Source organism: Tenacibaculum jejuense (assembly GCF_900198195.1).
GTDB classification, from domain to species: Bacteria; Bacteroidota; Bacteroidia; order Flavobacteriales; family Flavobacteriaceae; genus Polaribacter; species Polaribacter jejuensis.
Window position 1 is genome coordinate 1,327,853 of the sequence record NZ_LT899436.1, and the last position, 19,074, is coordinate 1,346,926.

A 19,074-nucleotide genomic window follows, 5' to 3' on the forward strand; every position below is an offset into this window, starting at 1 on the left:
ATAACTTGAGAAAAACAAATAAATCTTATTAAAATGAAAACTCTTTTTAAATTTTTGATAATACTATTATTTATCAATTATTCTTGCTCAAATAATGAAGCAGGGGTAGATTCAGTTATAGATGAAACTTCATCACAAAATAGTTCAGAAAAAAAACTGAAAGCCAGACAAGGTTTAAAACCTATCGGTACAGGTGTTATGATGCAAGCTTTTTATTGGGATGTTCCAGCAGGTGGTACTTGGTGGGAAAAAGTAGAAAGCAAAGTTCAAAGTTGGAGTGATGCTGGAATCGATGCTATTTGGCTACCACCAGTATCAAAAGCACAAAACGGAGCTTTTTCAATGGGATATGATCCTTTTGATTATTATGATTTTGGTCAGTACAATCAAATGGGAAGTGTGGAAACACGTTTTGGTTCGAAAACTGAACTAGAAAGTTTAATTAATAAAGCGCACAATGCAAAATTAAGTGTAATTGCAGATATCGTAATCAATCACAATAGTGGAGGAGAATTAGAAGACAATCCATATACTGGTACACCATATTATACAGATTTTAATCCGAAATCAGGAAAGTTTTTTAGAACTAACAGTGATTTTCATCCAAATGCAAATTGTAATAGTGATTCAGGGGTATTTGGAGGTTTTCCAGATTTAAGTCATTGTCAACCCTATGTGCAAGATTGGCTATGGAAGAGATCTAACAGTGTAGCTAAATATTATAAGAATGTTATGGGATTCGATGGTTGGAGATTCGACTATGTAAAAGGTTTTGAACCATGGGTAGTAAGAGAATGGAAAAATGCAGTAGGCGGATTTTCAGTAGGAGAGTATTGGGATGGTAATGCAAGTACTTTAGATTGGTGGTCAGGTGAAGCACAAGTTTCAGCTTTTGATTTTGCGTGTTATTACAGAATGAGAGATGCTTTTCAAGGCAATGATTTAAATAAATTAAAAGGAGATATGCTTTGGAAGAGAAATTCTAGAAAAGCAGTTACATTCGTAGCAAATCATGACACAGATGAAATTTATAATGGAAAATTATTAGCTTATGCTTACATTTTAACTCATGAAGGGTATCCAACTATTTTTTATAGAGATTACGAAGAATGGCTAAGTAAAACAAAATTGAAGAATTTAATTTGGATTCATAATAATCTTGCAGGTGGAAGTACATCTATCCTTCATGTAGATAACGATGAGTATGTAGCAAGAAGAAATGGACACAATAATGCTGGTTTAGTAGTTTATATAAATAATTCTAATTCTTGGAAAGAAAGATGGATTGAAACGAACTGGTCTAATACAAGAATAAAAGATTATACAGGAAATTCAAACTGGCAACCTGTAACTCAAGGAGGAAAATGGGTTAAAGTTCAAGCGCCACCTAAAAGTTATACAGTTTGGTCACCAAAATAAATTATTGATTAATTGGATTATATAATATAATATGTATCTTTGCAGTCCCAAAAAATAAGATAATAATTTTTAAAATTAGATAACTTTCTGATTTTGAAACAAAAATATAGAAGATACGTATGAGAGGAGGTGCAAAAACATGTTAATTATTCCAGTTAAAGAAGGTGAGAATATCGATAGAGCTTTAAAACGTTACAAGCGTAAATTCGATCGTACGAAAACTATGAGAAACTTACGTGCTCGTAAGCAGTACACAAAACCATCTGTAGCAAAAAGAGCTCAGAAAATTAAAGCTTCTTATATCCAAAGATTAAGAACACAAGAAGAAATTGGTTAAACCAATTTTTTACAATAAGAATTAAGCCCATACATTTTGTGTGGGCTTATTTTTTTATTAATATTATTCAAAATTGAAGTTGGTTTATGTTTATTGATGCTTTTTTAGATTATTTATCTCTTGAAAAAAAATATTCAGCACATACTGTGTTAGCATATAAAACAGATTTAATTGCTTTTAAAGATTATTGTGAGGTCGAATTCGATCAAGTTGATTTAGAATCTATCAATTATAATCAAATTAGAAGTTGGATAGTTACTTTAGTAGATCAAGGGATATCAAATAGAACCATAAATAGAAAAGTAAGTAGTTTAAAGACCTTTTATAAATTTCTTCAAAAAATAGAAGTGATTACTGCTAATCCGCTCTCTAAACATAAGGCATTAAAAACACAGAAGAAAAATGAAATTCCGTTTTCTATAAAAGAAATGGAAAATGTCTTTAAAGATTTAAATGAGGATGATTTTGTTTCTTTAAGAAACAGATTAATTGTAGAGTTGTTTTATTCTACAGGAATGAGAAGAATAGAGCTAATTAACATTAAGTTATCTGATGTAGATTTAAGTTCTAATACAGTGAAAATATTAGGGAAAAGAAATAAAGAAAGAATAGTTCCTTTGATATTTGCTGTAACCCAAACTCTGAAGAAATACATAACCAGTAGAAATGAAATAGTTGAAAATAATGAATACTTATTTATAACAGAGAAAGGAAATAAAATTTATGAAACACTTGTTTATCGAATTATAAATCGTTACTTTAGTAAGGTCTCGACAAAGACAAAAAAAAGTCCGCATATTCTTAGGCACACTTTTGCTACCCAATTACTCAATCAAGGTGCGGATTTAAATTCGGTTAAAGAATTACTAGGACATTCTAGTTTAGCCTCAACCCAAGTTTACACTCACAATAACTTGGAACAATTAAAACAAGTGTTTAACAAAGCTCATCCTAGGAGCAAAAAAAAAGACTGAAGATTATGAAGGTATTCACACAATCGGTAAATTTTAAAGTAGATGGAGATTTAGTTAATTTCATTGAGAAGAAAGTGGGAGGTTTAGAAAAGTTCCACGATAAGATAGTTGATGCGGAAGTTTTCTTAAAAGTTCAAAAAACTAGTGATAAAGAAAATAAATTTACAGAGATTAAAATAAATATTCCAGGAAATGAATTAATTGTTAAAAAAATGAACAAAACCTTCGAAGAAGGCGTGAGTCTTGGGGTTGAATCATTAAAAAGACAATTAAGAAAGTCAAAAGAAAAAAAAAGAGTATCTTTGGTACTATAAAAGTTTATAAAAAAAATGCAAAAAGTTTTATAAATTCAAAATTACTTTATAAATTTGCAGTCCGTTAGAAATAACGGATTGTTTTTTTATAACAAAAAGCCGATATAGCTCAGCTGGCTAGAGCAGCTGATTTGTAATCAGCAGGTCGTGGGTTCGAGTCCCTCTATCGGCTCAAAAAACAAAAGTTCATTAAAATATTAAATTTAAGATTTAAAGGGGAGATTCCAGAGCGGCCAAATGGGACGGACTGTAACTCCGTTGTCTTTCGACTTCGCAGGTTCGAATCCTGCTCTCCCCACTAATCTTAAAATTAATGCGGGAGTAGCTCAGTTGGTAGAGCGTCAGCCTTCCAAGCTGAATGTCGCCGGTTCGAACCCGGTCTCCCGCTCAAAATCATTTACTGTTTGGTTTTTGAAGTTGAGTGTCAAAACAAAATAATAGTAAATGTGACGCCGGTGTAGCTCAGCTGGTAGAGCGCATCCTTGGTAGGGATGAGGTCACGGGTTCAAGTCCCGTCATTGGCTCAAATAAAATAGAGTTTACGATAACACTAAATATATTTAACTAAGAATTAAAATTAATAATCATGGCAAAAGGAACTTACGATCGTTCGAAACCGCACTTAAACGTAGGTACAATCGGTCACGTAGATCACGGTAAAACTACATTAACTGCTGCTATTACTAAAGTATTAGCTGATGCAGGATATTCAGAGCAAAGAGCATTTGATCAAATCGATAATGCTCCTGAAGAGAAAGAAAGAGGTATTACAATTAACTCTTCTCACGTAGAGTATGCTACTGCAAACCGTCACTACGCACACGTTGATTGTCCAGGTCACGCCGATTATGTAAAGAACATGGTAACTGGTGCTGCACAAATGGATGGTGCTATCTTAGTAGTTGCTGCTACAGATGGACCAATGCCTCAAACTCGTGAGCACATCTTATTAGGTCGTCAGGTTGGTATTCCACGTATCGTTGTTTTCTTAAACAAAGTTGATATGGTTGATGATGAGGAGTTATTAGAGTTAGTTGAGATGGAAGTTAGAGAGTTATTATCTTTCTATGAGTATGATGGAGATAATAGTCCTGTAATCCAAGGTTCTGCTTTAGGAGCTTTAAATGGAGAGCAAAAGTGGGTTGATACAGTATTAGAATTAATGGAAGCTGTTGATACTTGGATTGAGGAGCCGCCAAGAGATACTGAGAAAGATTTCTTAATGCCGATTGAAGATGTATTCTCTATTACAGGTCGTGGTACTGTTGCTACTGGTCGTATTGAAACTGGTATCATCAACTCTGGAGATCCTGTAGAGATCATCGGTATGGGTTCTGAGAAGTTAACTTCTACAGTGACTGGAATCGAAATGTTCCGTCAAATCTTAGATAGAGGTGAAGCTGGAGATAACGCAGGTATCTTATTAAGAGGTATTGACAAGACAGATATCAAAAGAGGTATGGTGATTACTAAGCCTGGATCTGTTACTCCACATGCTAAGTTTAAAGCTGAGGTATATATCTTAAAGAAAGAAGAAGGTGGTCGTCACACTCCTTTCCATAATAACTACCGTCCACAATTCTACGTACGTACAACTGACGTAACTGGTAACATTGGTTTACCTGATGGAGTAGAAATGGTAATGCCTGGTGATAACTTAACAATCAATGTTGATTTAATCCAACCAATTGCATTAAACATCGGTTTACAGTTCGCTATCCGTGAAGGAGGTAGAACAGTAGGTGCTGGTCAGGTAACTGAAATTTTAGACTAATAATTAATTAGTGAATAAATTAGAGGCGTCCCAGCCGGGACGTCTTTATAATACGGGTTTAGCTCAGTTGGTAGAGCACTGGTCTCCAAAACCAGGTGTCGGGAGTTCGAGCCTCTCAACCCGTGCAAATTTTAAAAGTGATGAACAACTTTATACAATACATTAAAGATTCTTTCGAAGAATTAAGCACAAATATGACTTGGATTTCACGCGAAGAAGCACAGAAATCAACAGTTGTAGTGGCAGTTTTTACAATAGTTTTTGCATTAGCTGTTGCAGTTATTGATAAAGTTTTTCAAACTAGTTTAGATAAATTTTTTAATTTATTTTAAGGATGGCTGATTCAGTTATGAAATGGTATGTCGTGAGAGCGATAGGTGGACAGGAGAATAAAGTCAAGTCTTATATCGAAACTGAGATAGCTAGGCATGGATTATCAGACTACGTAAGCCAAGTTATCGTTCCTACAGAGAAAGTTGTTCAAATCAGAAATGGTAAGAAAATAAACAGAGAAAGAGTTTACTTTCCAGGCTATATAATGGTTGAAGCAAATTTAGCTGGGGAAGTTCCTCACGTAATAAAATCGGTTACAGGTGTAATTGGTTTTTTAGGTGAAACTAAAGGAGGAGATCCAGTTCCTATGCGTAAGTCAGAAGTTAACAGAATGCTTGGTAAAGTTGATGAACTTTCAGTTAACGAAGAAAACGTTGCTATTCCTTATACAGTAGGTGAAACTGTGAAGGTTGTTGACGGTCCTTTTAATGGTTTCGATGGAATAGTTGAAAATGTAAATGAGGAAAAACGTAAACTTGAGGTAATGGTGAAAATTTTCGGTAGAAAAACACCATTAGAATTAAGTTACATGCAAGTAGAGAAAATATAACAATTAATATATATTTTATTTGATATATCGCTTCCATAGATATATCATTAAAACTTAAACAATGGCAAAAGAAGTAAGTAAATTAGTTAAACTACAAGTTAGGGGAGGTGCTGCGAATCCGTCGCCACCAGTTGGACCCGCTTTAGGTGCTGCCGGAGTTAACATCATGGAGTTCTGTAAGCAGTTTAATGCTCGTACGCAGGACAAACAAGGTAAAGTTTTACCTGTTGTGATTACAGTATATACTGATAAATCATTCGAATTTGTTGTTAAAACTCCACCAGCTGCAGTGCAATTACTAGAAGCGGCCAAAATTAAGAAAGGTTCAGGAGAGCCTAATAGAAAAAAAGTAGCAAGTGTTACTTGGGATCAAGTAAAAACTATTGCTGAAGATAAGATGGCAGATTTAAATGCTTTCGAAATCGAATCAGCAATGAGAATGATCGCAGGAACAGCTCGCTCTATGGGATTAACAGTAACAGGTGATGCACCTGCTTAAACTAAAAGAGAATTATAATGGCAAGATTAACAAGAAAGCAAAAAGAAGCTCGTGCTAAGATTGACAGCTCTAAAGTTTATGACTTAAATGAAGCATCAGCCTTAATAAAAAATATTACTAATGTAAAGTTTGATGCATCTGTAGATTTAGCTGTACGTTTAGGAGTAGATCCTAGAAAAGCTAATCAAATGGTTCGTGGAGTTGTAACATTACCACACGGAACAGGTAAAGATGTGAAAGTTTTAGCTTTAGTTACTCCAGATAAAGAAGCAGAAGCTCAAGCAGCGGGTGCTGATTATGTTGGATTAGACGAATACCTTCAGAAAATCAAAGGAGGTTGGACAGACGTAGATGTCATCATTACTATGCCTAGCGTAATGGGTAAATTAGGTCCTTTAGGTCGTATATTAGGACCAAGAGGTTTAATGCCAAACCCTAAGACAGGTACAGTTACTATGGATGTTGCAAAAGCAGTGAAAGAGGTAAAAGCTGGTAAAATCGATTTTAAAGTTGATAAAACTGGTATCGTACATGCTGCAATCGGTAAAGCATCTTTCGATGCTGAGAAAATTGCCGAAAATGCAAATGAATTAGTTCAAACACTTTTAAAATTAAAGCCAACAGCAGCAAAAGGCACTTACATTAAGAGCATTTTTATGTCATCAACAATGAGTCCTAGTGTTCCTGTAGATGTGAAATCTGTTTCATAGGCAGTTAAAATCTATATATCATGACTAGAGAGGAAAAATCACAAGTAATACAAGATTTAACAGCGCAATTAGCAGATACAAGTACAATCTATTTAGCAGATATTTCTGGATTAGATGCTGTAACTACATCTAACTTACGTAGAGCTTGTTTTAAAGCTAACGTTACATTGGCTGTTGTTAAAAATACATTGCTAGAAAAAGCAATGGAAGTTTCAGATAAAGATTTTGGTGAATTACCAGAAGTTTTAAAAGGAAACACTTCAATGATGATTGCAGAAGCTGCTAATGCTCCTGCTAAAGTTATCAAAGAGTTTAGAAAAAAATCAGATAAGCCTTTATTAAAAGGTGCTTATGTAGAAGAGGCAGTTTACGTTGGAGATGATCAATTAGACGCTCTTGTAAACATTAAGTCACGTGAAGAGCTTATCGGTGATATTATCACATTATTACAATCGCCTGCTAAGAATGTTGTATCAGCGTTACAATCAGGAGGTAGTAAATTATCTGGTATCTTAAAGACATTATCAGAAAAATAAATACGCGCACTAATAAACTAATAATAAAAAATTAAAACAATTAAAATGGCAGATTTAAAAGAATTCGCAGAACAATTAGTTAACTTAACAGTAAAAGAAGTTAATGAATTAGCAGATATCTTAAAAGAAGAGTATGGTATCGAGCCTGCAGCAGCAGCAGTAGCAGTAGCAGCTGGACCAGGTGGTGGTGGTGAAGCAGCTGAAGAGAAGTCTGAGTTCGACGTAATCTTAAAAGCAGCAGGAGGTTCTAAATTAGCAGTTGTTAAATTAGTTAAGGAATTAACTGGTTTAGGATTAAAAGAAGCTAAAGGAATCGTTGATAGCGCACCAGCTCCAGTAAAAGAAGGAGTATCTAAAGATGAGGCTGAAGGTCTTAAGAAGTCTTTAGAAGAAGCAGGAGCTGAAGTAGAGTTAAAGTAAGCTTACTCCCCACAATAAAGTGGGAAAACAAAATATAGGTTTAGGTTCTAGAACAAAAGTTCTAGACCTAAACCATTTTGTGTATATATTTGTTCTTAAAATCACATTCAATTCGTTTGTGTTTTTTTACAACTTTTAATTTTTAATTATCAAATCGTTAATTCTTAAATTTAGTTGTAAACTATTAGAAAAAAACTTTATTAGTTTAATAAGATATTTTTAATTCAAAAATAGTTTCTCTTTTGGCAACGACAAAAACTACTGAAAGAATCAACTTCGCATCTTCACGCATTGGAGCAGATTATCCAGATTTTTTGGATATTCAAATTAAATCTTTCCAAGATTTTTTCCAATTACAAACAAAAGCTGAAGAAAGAGGAGAAGAAGGTTTATACAAAACCTTCATGGATAACTTCCCAATCACAGATACAAGAAATCAATTCGTATTAGAATTTTTAGATTATTTTGTTGACCCACCAAGATACAGTATACAAGAATGTATCGAAAGAGGTTTAACTTACAGTGTACCTCTTAAAGCAAGGTTAAAGTTATATTGTACAGACCCTGAACATGAAGATTTCGAAACCATTGTTCAAGATGTGTACTTAGGTACTATACCTTATATGAGTGGATCAGGAACATTCATCATAAATGGAGCAGAGAGAGTTGTTGTATCCCAATTACACAGATCTCCTGGAGTTTTCTTTGGTCAGTCTTTCCATGCAAATGGAACAAAATTATATTCAGCAAGGGTAATACCTTTTAAAGGTTCTTGGATTGAATTTGCTACGGATATTAATCAGGTAATGTATGCTTATATTGATAGAAAGAAAAAATTACCTGTAACTACATTATTCAGAGCAATAGGTTACGAAAGAGATAAAGATATCTTAGAGATTTTTGATTTAGCAGAGGAAGTAAAAGTTTCTAAAGCTGGATTAAAAAAAGTCTTAGGAAGAAAATTAGCTGCAAGAGTTTTAAAAACTTGGCACGAAGATTTCGTAGATGAGGATACAGGAGAGGTAGTTTCTATCGAGCGTAATGAGATTATTTTCGATCGTGATACTATCTTAGAGAAGGAACATGTAGATGAAATAATTGAAGCAGGTGCTAAAACCATATTATTACACAAAGAAGATAATGATATGGCAGATTATGCTATTATTCATAATACATTACAAAAAGATCCTACGAACTCTGAAAAAGAAGCTGTAGAACATATTTATCGCCAATTACGTAATGCTGAACCACCAGATGAGGAAACAGCAAGAGGTATCATAGATAAATTATTCTTCTCAGAGCAAAGATATAACTTAGGAGAAGTTGGTCGTTTTAGAATGAACACTAAACTTCAACTAAACGAAGATATAGATCAAAAAGTATTAACAAAGAATGATATTATCACAATTGTTAAATACTTAATCGAGTTAATTAACTCAAAAGCAGAAGTAGATGATATTGATCACTTATCTAATCGTCGTGTTCGTACGGTAGGTGAACAATTAGCAGGTCAGTTTGGTGTAGGTTTAGCTCGTATGGCTCGTACTATTCGTGAAAGAATGAATGTTCGTGATAACGAAGTATTCACGCCAATTGATTTAATAAATGCAAAAACTCTTTCTTCTGTAATAAATTCATTCTTCGGAACGAATCAGTTATCTCAGTTTATGGATCAAACGAATCCACTTGCTGAAATTACACACAAACGTCGTTTATCTGCTTTAGGACCTGGAGGATTATCTAGAGAAAGAGCTGGATTTGAGGTTCGTGATGTTCACTATACACATTACGGTCGTTTATGTCCGATTGAAACACCTGAAGGTCCAAATATTGGTCTTATTTCTTCTTTAGCCGTATACGCTAAAGTAAACCCAATGGGATTCATTGAAACACCATACAAAAAGGTAACTGAAGGTAAAGTTTTAGACGAAGGACCTATCTATTTGAGTGCTGAAGAAGAAGAAGGAATGAAGTTTGCGCAGTCAAATATCGAAGTTAATGAAGAGGGAGCAATTGATAAAGATAAGGTTATTGCAAGAGAGGAAGGAGATTTCCCTGTAGTTACTCCTAATGTAGTGAACTACATGGACGTAGCTCCTAACCAAATCGCTTCAATTTCTGCATCTTTAATTCCTTTCTTAGAACATGATGATGCAAACCGTGCCTTAATGGGATCTAACATGATGCGTCAGGCAGTTCCATTATTAAGACCAGATGCACCAATTGTTGGAACAGGATTAGAAAGAAGAGTAGCAAAAGATTCAAGAATCTTAATCAATGCAGAAGGTAATGGTGTTGTTGAATATGTAGATGCTAATACAGTTACTATCAAATACGATAGAACAGATGATGAGCGTTTAGTTAGCTTTGATACAGATGACAAATCATACGATCTAATTAAGTTTAGAAAAACGAATCAGGGGACTAACATTAACTTAAAACCAATCGTAAGAAAAGGTGATAGAGTTGAAAAAGGTCAAGTACTTTGTGAAGGTTATGCTACACAACAAGGAGAATTAGCTCTTGGTAGAAATATGAAGGTTGCCTTCATGCCTTGGAAAGGATATAACTTTGAGGATGCAATTGTAATTTCAGAAAAAGTTGTTCGTGAAGATATCTTTACATCAATTCATATTGATGAATATTCTTTAGATGTTCGTGACACAAAGTTAGGAGCTGAAGAATTAACAAATGATATTCCAAATGTTTCTGAAGAAGCTACAAAAGATCTAGATGAAAACGGAATGATCCGTATAGGAGCAGAAGTTAAACCTGGGGATATTTTAATTGGTAAGATTACACCAAAAGGAGAAAGTGATCCAACACCTGAAGAAAAGTTATTAAGAGCTATCTTTGGTGATAAAGCAGGAGATGTTAAAGATGCTTCTTTAAAAGCTTCTCCTTCTTTAAAAGGTATTGTAATCAATAAGAAATTATTCAAGAGAGCGGTAAAAGATAAAAATAAGAGAGCTAGAGATAAAGAAGCTGTAGCTACTTTAGAAGCTTCTTTTGTTTCTAAATTTGAAGATTTAAAAGATCGCTTAATTGAAAAATTATTCCATTTAATCAGTGGAAAAACATCTCAAGGAATATTTAATGATTTAGGTGAAGAAGTATTACCAAAAGGTAAAAAATTCACTCAAAAGATGTTAAATTCTGTTGATGATTTTACACACTTAAGTGGAGTTTGGACTACAGACAAAGAATTAAATGCTTTAGTTGTAGAATTAATTCATAACTATAAAATTAAAGTTAACGATTTACAAGGAGTTTTACGTCGTGAGAAGTTTACAATTTCTGTAGGAGACGAATTACCAGCAGGTATTCTGAAGTTAGCTAAGATTTATATCGCTAAAAAGCGTAAACTGAAAGTAGGAGATAAGATGGCAGGACGTCACGGTAACAAAGGTATTGTTGCTCGTATTGTACGTCAAGAAGATATGCCTTTCTTAGAAGATGGAACACCAGTAGATATCGTATTAAATCCGTTAGGGGTACCATCTCGTATGAACATCGGTCAGATTTATGAAACTGTTCTTGGATGGGCAGGACAAAAATTAGGTCAGAAATACGCAACTCCAATTTTCGACGGTGCTTCTTTAGATGAGATCAATAAATTAACTGATGAAGCTGGAATTCCAAGATTCGGTCATACTTATTTATATGATGGAGGAACAGGACAACGCTTTGATCAGCCAGCAACAGTTGGAGTAATTTATATGATTAAGTTAGGTCACATGATTGAAGATAAGATGCATGCACGTTCTATCGGACCATACTCTTTAATTACACAGCAGCCATTAGGAGGTAAAGCTCAATTTGGAGGTCAGCGTTTTGGAGAAATGGAGGTATGGGCTCTTGAAGCATATGGAGCATCAAGTATCTTACGTGAGATCTTAACTGTAAAATCAGATGATGTATTAGGTAGAGCTAAAGCTTACGAAAGTATAGTAAAAGGTGAAGCTATGCCAGAACCTGGATTACCAGAATCATTTAACGTATTAATGCACGAACTTAAAGGTTTAGGATTAGACGTTAAGTTAGAAGAGTAAAAAAGATAATCAAGATTGCAGTAATGCAATCTTGGTTTCAGTGTTAATATAATTTATAATTTAAGCATATAGCTTAAAGCATTTTGCAAACTATTATGGCAAGAAAAAACGAAAAATACACTGTTAAGAAATTTAACAAAATTTCAATTGGTTTAGCATCTCCTGAATCTATTTTAGAAGCATCTAAAGGGGAAGTTTTAAAGCCAGAAACAATAAATTACCGTACACACAAACCTGAAAGAGATGGACTTTTCTGTGAAAGAATTTTTGGTCCTGTTAAAGATTACGAGTGTGCTTGTGGTAAATATAAAAGAATCCGATATAAAGGAATCGTTTGTGATCGATGTGGAGTAGAAGTAACTGAGAAAAAAGTTCGTAGAGATAGAGTTGGTCACATTAATTTAGTAGTACCAGTTGCTCATATATGGTACTTCAGATCATTACCTAACAAGATGGGATATTTATTAGGTTTACCATCTAAGAAGTTAGATATGATCATTTATTATGAGCGTTATGTAGTTATACAACCAGGTATAGCAAAAAATGCTGAAGGTGAGCCATTACAAAAATTAGACTTCTTAACTGAAGAAGAATATTTAGATATAGCTGATTCATTACCTCAAGACAATCAATATCTAGAGGATTCAGATCCTAATAAGTTTATCGCTAAGATGGGAGCTGAGTGTTTAATTGAATTATTAGCTCGTATTGATTTAGATGAATTATCTTATCAATTAAGACACAAAGCGAATACAGAAACATCTAAACAACGTAAAAATGAAGCATTAAAGCGTTTAAACGTTGTTGAGGCCTTTAGAGAATCTCAAAAAAATAGAGAGAATAAGCCAGAGTGGATGATCATGAAAGTGGTTCCTGTAATTCCACCAGAATTACGTCCATTAGTACCGTTAGATGGAGGTCGTTTTGCAACTTCAGATTTAAATGATTTATATCGTCGTGTAATTATTCGTAACAATCGTTTAAAAAGATTAATGGAGATTAAAGCTCCAGAAGTAATCTTAAGAAACGAAAAGCGTATGTTACAAGAATCTGTAGATTCATTATTTGATAATACACGTAAGTCATCAGCAGTTAAAACAGAATCTAACAGACCTTTAAAATCGTTATCTGATTCGTTAAAAGGTAAACAAGGACGTTTCCGTCAGAATTTATTAGGAAAACGTGTTGATTATTCTGCTCGTTCTGTAATTGTTGTTGGACCAGAATTAAAATTATACGAATGTGGATTGCCAAAAGATATGGCTGCTGAATTATACAAACCTTTTGTAATTCGTAAATTAATTGAAAGAGGTATTGTAAAGACAGTTAAATCTGCAAAGAAAATAATAGATAGAAAAGAACCTGTAGTTTGGGATATTCTTGAAAATGTAATTAAAGGTCATCCAGTTTTATTAAACCGTGCCCCTACATTACACCGTTTAGGTATTCAAGCATTTCAACCTAAATTAATAGAAGGTAAAGCAATTCGTTTACACCCATTAGTATGTACGGCCTTCAATGCCGATTTCGATGGAGATCAGATGGCGGTTCACTTACCTTTAGGACCAGAAGCTATTTTAGAAGCACAATTATTAATGTTAGCTTCTCATAATATCTTAAACCCTGCAAATGGTGCTCCAATTACAGTACCTTCTCAGGATATGGTATTAGGTCTTTACTATATGACTAAAGAGCGTAAATCTACTCCTGAATTAGAAATCAAAGGAGAAGGTTTAACTTTCTATTCACCAGAAGAAGTTACTATCGCTTTCAACGAGAAGAGAGTTGATTTAAATGCAGGAATAAGCGTTCGTACTAAAGATGTAGAAGACGGAAAAGTAGTTACTAAAATAATTAAAACAACAGTTGGTAGAGTTTTATTTAATGAAGTTGTACCTGAAGCTGCTGGATATATAAATCAAGTTTTAACTAAGAAATCATTACGTGGAATTATTGGTGGTATTTTAAAAGTTACTGATATACCGTCTGTAGGAAGATTCTTAGATGAAATTAAGAACATGGGATATATGTTCGCATTCCAAGGAGGTTTATCATTTTCATTAGGTGATATCATTATTCCAGAGGAAAAGCATACAATGATTTCTACGGCTAACCAGAAAGTTGATGAAATTGTAATGAACTATAACATGGGATTATTAACCCAAAAAGAACGTTACAATAAAGTAATTGATATTTGGGGTAGAACTAACAATCAATTAACAGAGTTATCGATGAAGCGTTTACGTGAAGATCAACAAGGATTCAACTCTGTATTTATGATGTTAGATTCTGGAGCTCGTGGATCTAAAGAGCAAATTCGTCAGTTAACTGGTATGCGTGGATTAATGGCAAAACCTAAAAAATCTACAGCAGGTGGTGGAGAAATTATTGAAAACCCGATTCTTTCTAACTTTAAAGAAGGACTTTCAATTTTAGAATATTTTATCTCTACTCACGGTGCTCGTAAAGGATTAGCCGATACAGCATTAAAAACTGCCGATGCAGGATATTTAACACGTCGTTTAGTAGATGTATCTCAGGATGTAATCGTAAATGAAGAAGATTGTGGTACGTTAAGAGGTTTAGAGGTAATGCCTTTAAAGAAGAATGATGAAATCGTAGAATCTTTAGCTGATAGAATAGAAGGTAGAGTTTCGTTACATGATGTTTATCACCCAACAACTGATGAAATTTTAGTAACAGCAGGAGAATTAATTACATATCAATCGGCTTCTTTGATACAAGAATCTGGAATTGATAGAGTTGAAGTACGTTCTCCACTAACTTGTGAATCTAAGAGAGGAATTTGTGCACAATGTTATGGTAAGAGTTTATCTACTGCCAAAAAAGTACAAAAAGGAGAAGCAGTTGGAGTTATCGCAGCACAGTCTATTGGAGAGCCTGGTACACAGTTAACACTTCGTACTTTCCACGTTGGAGGGGTAGCAGGAAACATTTCAGAAGACAACAAGTTAATAGCTAAATTTGATGGTAATGTAAAAATAGAAGATTTACGTACCGTTAAAGGTATAGATAACGAAGGACAAGATATAGATATCGTTATTTCTCGTACTGCTGAAATTAAAATTTTAGATAAGAAGACTGGAATTACATTAAGTGCAAATAATATTCCTTATGGTTCAACTATCTTTGATTTGGATAGAAAATCAATCAGTAAAGGTGATACAATTTGTCAATGGGATCCATTTAACGGAATCATAGTTTCTGAATTTGGAGGAAAAGTTAAGTTCGATAACTTAGAGCAAGGTATTAACTACTCTGTTGAAGTTGATGAGCAAACTGGAAAACAAGAAAAAGTAATTACTGATTCTAAGAATAAGAAGATTATTCCTTCTTTAATCATTGAAGATGCTGATGGTAACGCTTTACGTTCATACAGTTTACCAGTAGGAGCACACTTAATGGTAGAAAACGGAGATGCTGTAGAATCTGGTAAAACTTTAGTTAAGATTCCTCGTAAATCTGGTAAAGCAGGAGATATTACAGGAGGTCTTCCTCGTGTAACTGAATTATTTGAAGCAAGAAATCCTTCGAATCCAGCTGTAGTTGCTGAAATTGACGGAGTTGTTGCATTCGGAAAAATCAAACGTGGTAACAGAGAAATCATAGTTGAGTCTAAGACAGGAGAGATTAAGAAATACTTAGTAAAGCTATCGAACCAGATTTTAGTTCAAGAGAACGATTTTATCAAAGCAGGAATGCCATTATCAGATGGAGCTACAACTCCAGCAGATATTTTAAGAATTAAAGGACCTTCTGCAGTTCAAGAATATCTTGTAAATGAGATCCAAGAAGTATATCGTTTACAAGGGGTGAAGATTAACGACAAGCACTTTGAAGTTGTTGTTCGTCAGATGATGCGTAAAGTAAAAATTATTGATTCAGGAGATACATTATTCTTAGAAAACCAATTAGTTCATAAAAACGATTTTATCGAAGAAAACGATAAGATTTACGGTATGAAAGTAGTTGAAGATTCTGGAGATTCTGATAACTTAAAAGCAGGTCAGTTAATCACTGCTCGTGAATTAAGAGATGAAAATTCTATTTTACGAAGAAATGATAAGAACTTAGTAGAGGCTAGAGATGCTCAGCCTGCTACTGCAGAACAAGTACTACAAGGTATAACAAGAGCTTCATTACAGACTAAATCATTTATTTCTGCAGCTTCTTTCCAAGAAACTACAAAAGTATTAAATGAAGCAGCTGTAAATGGAAAGATTGATAACCTAGAAGGATTAAAAGAAAATGTGATTGTTGGTAAACGTATACCAGCAGGAACAGGTCTAAGAAATTATGAACAAATCATAGTTGGACCAAAAGACGAAATCCAACAGAGTTTATAAAACTATAAAGACCTCTTAACTAAGAGGTCTTTTTTTATTACACAAATATGGAAGATAAAAATAACGACCCACAAATTAATATTGAGTTAGATCAAGAAGTAGCAGAAGGAACCTATAGTAACTTAGCTATAATTAATCACTCAGTTTCTGAGTTTATTGTTGACTTTATTAATATCATGCCAGGTGTTCCAAAGGCAAAAGTTAAGTCAAGAATAATATTAACACCACAACACGCCAAACGCTTAACAAAAGCATTAGCAGATAATGTTCGTAAGTTCGAGCAAGTACATGGTGAAATTAAAGAATACGAGCAACCACCAATACCAATGAATTTTGGAGGTACTACTGGAGAAGCTTAACATAAAAAAATCGAGATTTATCTCGGTTTTTTTATTTTAATAAATACACTACTTTAACTTAAAACTTTATATAATTTTCGTTTTTTATGTAAAAAAATTATATTTGCCCTATGAAGTAAATCTATTCTATATGATTTAATAGTATTAACTTCTGATAAAATCAAACTATTACTACATTGTTTTTGATATTCTTTCCCCCCTCTTAAAAGTATAAGAAGATTGAAAATATTTTAATTAAGTTCATATTTAAATTAATGAGCATGTTATCCATTATATAGCTTAATGAGAGTAACATTGTATAATGTAATAAAATATTAATAGAGAGAAATTATATCAATTTTTAAAGGTTTACAAAGCTTTTAAAATTTAAACTTAAGTATCTAATGAAAAGAGTCATTTTATTCTATTTATTGTTTGTAACAGCTTTTGCTTACACACAACGTAGATATGCTGCAGATCGTTATTTTAATGAATTTGCATACAAAAAGTCAGCAGAATTATATAAAATTTTATATGATAAAGGTGATGATTCTCAATTGGTCATAAGTAGACTAGGGGATTCATATTATTATAATACAGAATCTGAAGAAGCAGAAAAGTGGTATAAACTTCTAATGGAAAAGTACCAAGATAAAGTTTTACCAGAATATTTATTTAGATATGCACAAGCGCTTAAAAGTAATGGTAAAGTTAAAGAGTCTGATTTATGGTTAGAAAAACTCAAAGAGTTAGATAAAAACGATTCTCGTGCTATAGAATTAACAAAGAATAGAAATTATTTTGTCGAATACTCTAACAGAAAAAAAACATTTGTCAACGTAAAAAACTTATCTATTAATACAGAGTTTTCAGATTTCGGAGGCTTTATTTATGGTAACAAGTTATACTACGCATCAACAAAACCTAGCGGAACAAAATTTGATCGTAGAAAATATAAATGGAATAATCAACCTTTCCTAAACGTATATACTGCAGAAGAAGAGTTTAGTGATATCGCTGAAGGGTTAGAATTAGGTAATGTAAGTAAGTTTGAAGAAATAAGTACTAGATATCATGAATCTAACGCTTTATTAACTGCCGATGGAAATACATTATATTTTACGAGAGATAATTACGATGGAGATAAATTAAGAGGTGATAAAGAAAAAGTAACCCATTTAAAAATTTATAAAGCAGAAAATATAGATGGCGAATGGAAAAACCTTGAGGAATTGCCCTTTAATAGTGATTTATATTCCTGTGGCCATCCAGCTCTTAGTACAGATGGTAAAACTTTATATTTTGTTTCAGATATGCCTGGTGGTGCAGGAGCAACAGATATATATGGTGTGGCCATAAATCCAGATGGAACTTATGGAACTCCTTTTAACTTAGGAAAAGAAATCAATACAGAAGGAAGAGAAATGTTTCCTTATGTTGACAATGAAAACACCATATACTTTGCTTCAGATGGTCATTTAGGTTTAGGAGCTTTAGATGTTTTCGAATCAAAAATTTCAGATAATAAATTTACAACTCCAGTAAATTTAGGTTCTCCAGTAAATAGTCCTTTAGATGATTTTAGTTTTGTAATAAGTGAAGATAAATCATACGGTTATTTTTCATCAAATAGAACAGGAGGAAAAGGTGATGATGATATTTATAGTTTTGTAATTTATAGATGTAAAGAAGACATTACAGGTGTTGTTACCGATTCTAGAACAGGAGTGCCTATATCAGGAGCTACAGTTCGTTTAATAGATGAAAAAGGTGAGCCAATTAGCAAACAGGTTACTTTAGCTGATGGTCGATATACATTTAAAGATATAGCCTGTGAAAATAACTATACAGTAACTGCTTCAAAAGACGACTACAGAAACGATAAAAAAGATACAGCTACAGAAGATATTGATAAAAAAGCAATTCAGGCAGATTTAGTTTTAGAGTCACTCATCGTAGAAACACCAAAAGAACAATCACAAATAGTAATCAATCCGATTTACTTTGATTTTGATTTATATAACATCAGAGAAGATGCCGAGTACGAATTAGAACATATCGTAACCGTAATGAAAAACCATCCAGATATGGTGATCAAAATAGAATCTCATACTGATAGTAGAGGAACCAAAGCTTACAACAGAACTTTATCTACCAATAGAGCAAAGTCCACAAGAGCTTATTTAATATCACGAGGAATTGCATCTAATAGAATAGAAAGTGCTATAGGATATGGAGAAGATCAATTATTAAATCACTGTAATGACGCCAATCAAAAACGTTGTTCTAAAGAAGAACATCAACGAAATAGAAGATCATATTTCTATATTGTTAAAGGCGGAAAAAACGTAAAAACAAATAATCAATAAATAAAGAGAGACAGAATAATAAAAAAGCATGCATAGTGCATGCTTTTTTTATGCGCATATATTAAATTTTGATTTTTTTTTG

General features: G+C 33.3%; 15 protein-coding genes and 5 tRNA genes. All 20 read left to right on the forward strand.

The features are described from left to right. The first annotated feature begins 33 nt into the window (after positions 1–33). The gene (locus AQ1685_RS06130) at positions 34–1,419 is read left to right on the forward strand and encodes an alpha-amylase (protein ID WP_095070382.1); all 1,386 of its coding nucleotides are present in this window, start codon (positions 34–36) and stop codon (positions 1,417–1,419) included. Positions 1,420–1,558: 139 nt separating this feature from the next. Further along, positions 1,559–1,756, forward strand: coding sequence for a 30S ribosomal protein S21 (rpsU, locus tag AQ1685_RS06135; protein WP_095070384.1), 198 nt, complete (start codon positions 1,559–1,561; stop codon positions 1,754–1,756). Between the two features lie 86 nt (positions 1,757–1,842). Further along, positions 1,843–2,730: a tyrosine-type recombinase/integrase gene (locus AQ1685_RS06140; RefSeq protein ID WP_095070385.1), complete on the forward strand. Its 888-nt coding sequence runs from the start codon at positions 1,843–1,845 to the stop codon at positions 2,728–2,730. A gap of 5 nt (positions 2,731–2,735) precedes the next feature. Continuing rightward, positions 2,736–3,044 (forward strand): ribosome hibernation-promoting factor, HPF/YfiA family, encoded by a 309-nt coding sequence (hpf, locus tag AQ1685_RS06145; protein ID WP_095070386.1) that lies wholly within the window; start codon positions 2,736–2,738, stop codon positions 3,042–3,044. A gap of 98 nt (positions 3,045–3,142) precedes the next feature. Continuing rightward, positions 3,143–3,216 (forward strand) — tRNA-Thr (locus AQ1685_RS06150). 43 nt (positions 3,217–3,259) lie between these two features. After that, positions 3,260–3,342 (forward strand) — tRNA-Tyr (locus AQ1685_RS06155). A 17-nt stretch (positions 3,343–3,359) separates the two neighbouring features. Then, positions 3,360–3,432, forward strand: a tRNA-Gly gene (locus tag AQ1685_RS06160). Between the two features lie 63 nt (positions 3,433–3,495). After that, positions 3,496–3,568 (forward strand) — tRNA-Thr (locus tag AQ1685_RS06165). Positions 3,569–3,630: 62 nt separating this feature from the next. Further along, positions 3,631–4,818, forward strand: coding sequence for an elongation factor Tu (tuf, locus tag AQ1685_RS06170; protein WP_095070388.1), 1,188 nt, complete (start codon positions 3,631–3,633; stop codon positions 4,816–4,818). A 52-nt stretch (positions 4,819–4,870) separates the two neighbouring features. Then, positions 4,871–4,943, forward strand: a tRNA-Trp gene (locus AQ1685_RS06175). 15 nt (positions 4,944–4,958) lie between these two features. Then, a complete protein-coding gene (secE, locus tag AQ1685_RS06180; RefSeq protein ID WP_095070389.1) occupies positions 4,959–5,150 on the forward strand; it encodes a preprotein translocase subunit SecE in 192 nt (63 codons plus the stop codon). A gap of 2 nt (positions 5,151–5,152) precedes the next feature. Next, positions 5,153–5,701 carry a transcription termination/antitermination protein NusG gene (gene nusG / locus AQ1685_RS06185; RefSeq protein WP_095070390.1) on the forward strand — a complete coding sequence of 183 codons (549 nt, stop codon included), beginning with the start codon at positions 5,153–5,155 and terminating at the stop codon, positions 5,699–5,701. A 61-nt stretch (positions 5,702–5,762) separates the two neighbouring features. Next, positions 5,763–6,200: a 50S ribosomal protein L11 gene (gene rplK / locus AQ1685_RS06190; protein ID WP_095070391.1), complete on the forward strand. Its 438-nt coding sequence runs from the start codon at positions 5,763–5,765 to the stop codon at positions 6,198–6,200. A gap of 17 nt (positions 6,201–6,217) precedes the next feature. After that, a complete protein-coding gene (gene rplA / locus AQ1685_RS06195; protein WP_095070395.1) occupies positions 6,218–6,910 on the forward strand; it encodes a 50S ribosomal protein L1 in 693 nt (230 codons plus the stop codon). Positions 6,911–6,930: 20 nt separating this feature from the next. After that, positions 6,931–7,446 (forward strand): 50S ribosomal protein L10, encoded by a 516-nt coding sequence (gene rplJ / locus AQ1685_RS06200; RefSeq protein WP_095070397.1) that lies wholly within the window; start codon positions 6,931–6,933, stop codon positions 7,444–7,446. Positions 7,447–7,491: 45 nt separating this feature from the next. Beyond that, entirely contained in the window at positions 7,492–7,866 is a 375-nt protein-coding gene (gene rplL / locus AQ1685_RS06205) for a 50S ribosomal protein L7/L12 (protein ID WP_095070401.1), read from the forward strand. A 242-nt stretch (positions 7,867–8,108) separates the two neighbouring features. Further along, positions 8,109–11,918 (forward strand): DNA-directed RNA polymerase subunit beta, encoded by a 3,810-nt coding sequence (gene rpoB, locus AQ1685_RS06210; RefSeq protein ID WP_095070405.1) that lies wholly within the window; start codon positions 8,109–8,111, stop codon positions 11,916–11,918. Positions 11,919–12,013: 95 nt separating this feature from the next. Next, positions 12,014–16,285 (forward strand): DNA-directed RNA polymerase subunit beta', encoded by a 4,272-nt coding sequence (gene rpoC / locus AQ1685_RS06215; RefSeq protein ID WP_095070407.1) that lies wholly within the window; start codon positions 12,014–12,016, stop codon positions 16,283–16,285. 47 nt (positions 16,286–16,332) lie between these two features. After that, entirely contained in the window at positions 16,333–16,644 is a 312-nt protein-coding gene (locus AQ1685_RS06220) for a DUF3467 domain-containing protein (RefSeq protein ID WP_095070408.1), read from the forward strand. A 383-nt stretch (positions 16,645–17,027) separates the two neighbouring features. Continuing rightward, on the forward strand, positions 17,028–18,992 hold the full coding sequence (locus tag AQ1685_RS06225) for an OmpA family protein (RefSeq protein WP_095070410.1): 1,965 nt from the start codon (positions 17,028–17,030) through the stop codon (positions 18,990–18,992). Positions 18,993–19,074: the final 82 nt, after the last annotated feature.

Coding starts and splice junctions, on each gene's coding strand:
- AQ1685_RS06220 (WP_095070408.1), top strand. CDS start 16,333: ATGGAAGATAAAAATAACGACCCACAAATTAATATTGAGTTAGATCAA.
- nusG (WP_095070390.1), top strand. CDS start 5,153: ATGGCTGATTCAGTTATGAAATGGTATGTCGTGAGAGCGATAGGTGGA.
- rplK (WP_095070391.1), top strand. CDS start 5,763: ATGGCAAAAGAAGTAAGTAAATTAGTTAAACTACAAGTTAGGGGAGGT.
- AQ1685_RS06130 (WP_095070382.1), top strand. CDS start 34: ATGAAAACTCTTTTTAAATTTTTGATAATACTATTATTTATCAATTAT.
- rpsU (WP_095070384.1), top strand. CDS start 1,559: ATGTTAATTATTCCAGTTAAAGAAGGTGAGAATATCGATAGAGCTTTA.
- tuf (WP_095070388.1), top strand. CDS start 3,631: ATGGCAAAAGGAACTTACGATCGTTCGAAACCGCACTTAAACGTAGGT.
- rpoC (WP_095070407.1), top strand. CDS start 12,014: ATGGCAAGAAAAAACGAAAAATACACTGTTAAGAAATTTAACAAAATT.
- rplJ (WP_095070397.1), top strand. CDS start 6,931: ATGACTAGAGAGGAAAAATCACAAGTAATACAAGATTTAACAGCGCAA.
- secE (WP_095070389.1), top strand. CDS start 4,959: ATGAACAACTTTATACAATACATTAAAGATTCTTTCGAAGAATTAAGC.
- AQ1685_RS06140 (WP_095070385.1), top strand. CDS start 1,843: ATGTTTATTGATGCTTTTTTAGATTATTTATCTCTTGAAAAAAAATAT.
- rplL (WP_095070401.1), top strand. CDS start 7,492: ATGGCAGATTTAAAAGAATTCGCAGAACAATTAGTTAACTTAACAGTA.
- hpf (WP_095070386.1), top strand. CDS start 2,736: ATGAAGGTATTCACACAATCGGTAAATTTTAAAGTAGATGGAGATTTA.
- AQ1685_RS06225 (WP_095070410.1), top strand. CDS start 17,028: ATGAAAAGAGTCATTTTATTCTATTTATTGTTTGTAACAGCTTTTGCT.
- rplA (WP_095070395.1), top strand. CDS start 6,218: ATGGCAAGATTAACAAGAAAGCAAAAAGAAGCTCGTGCTAAGATTGAC.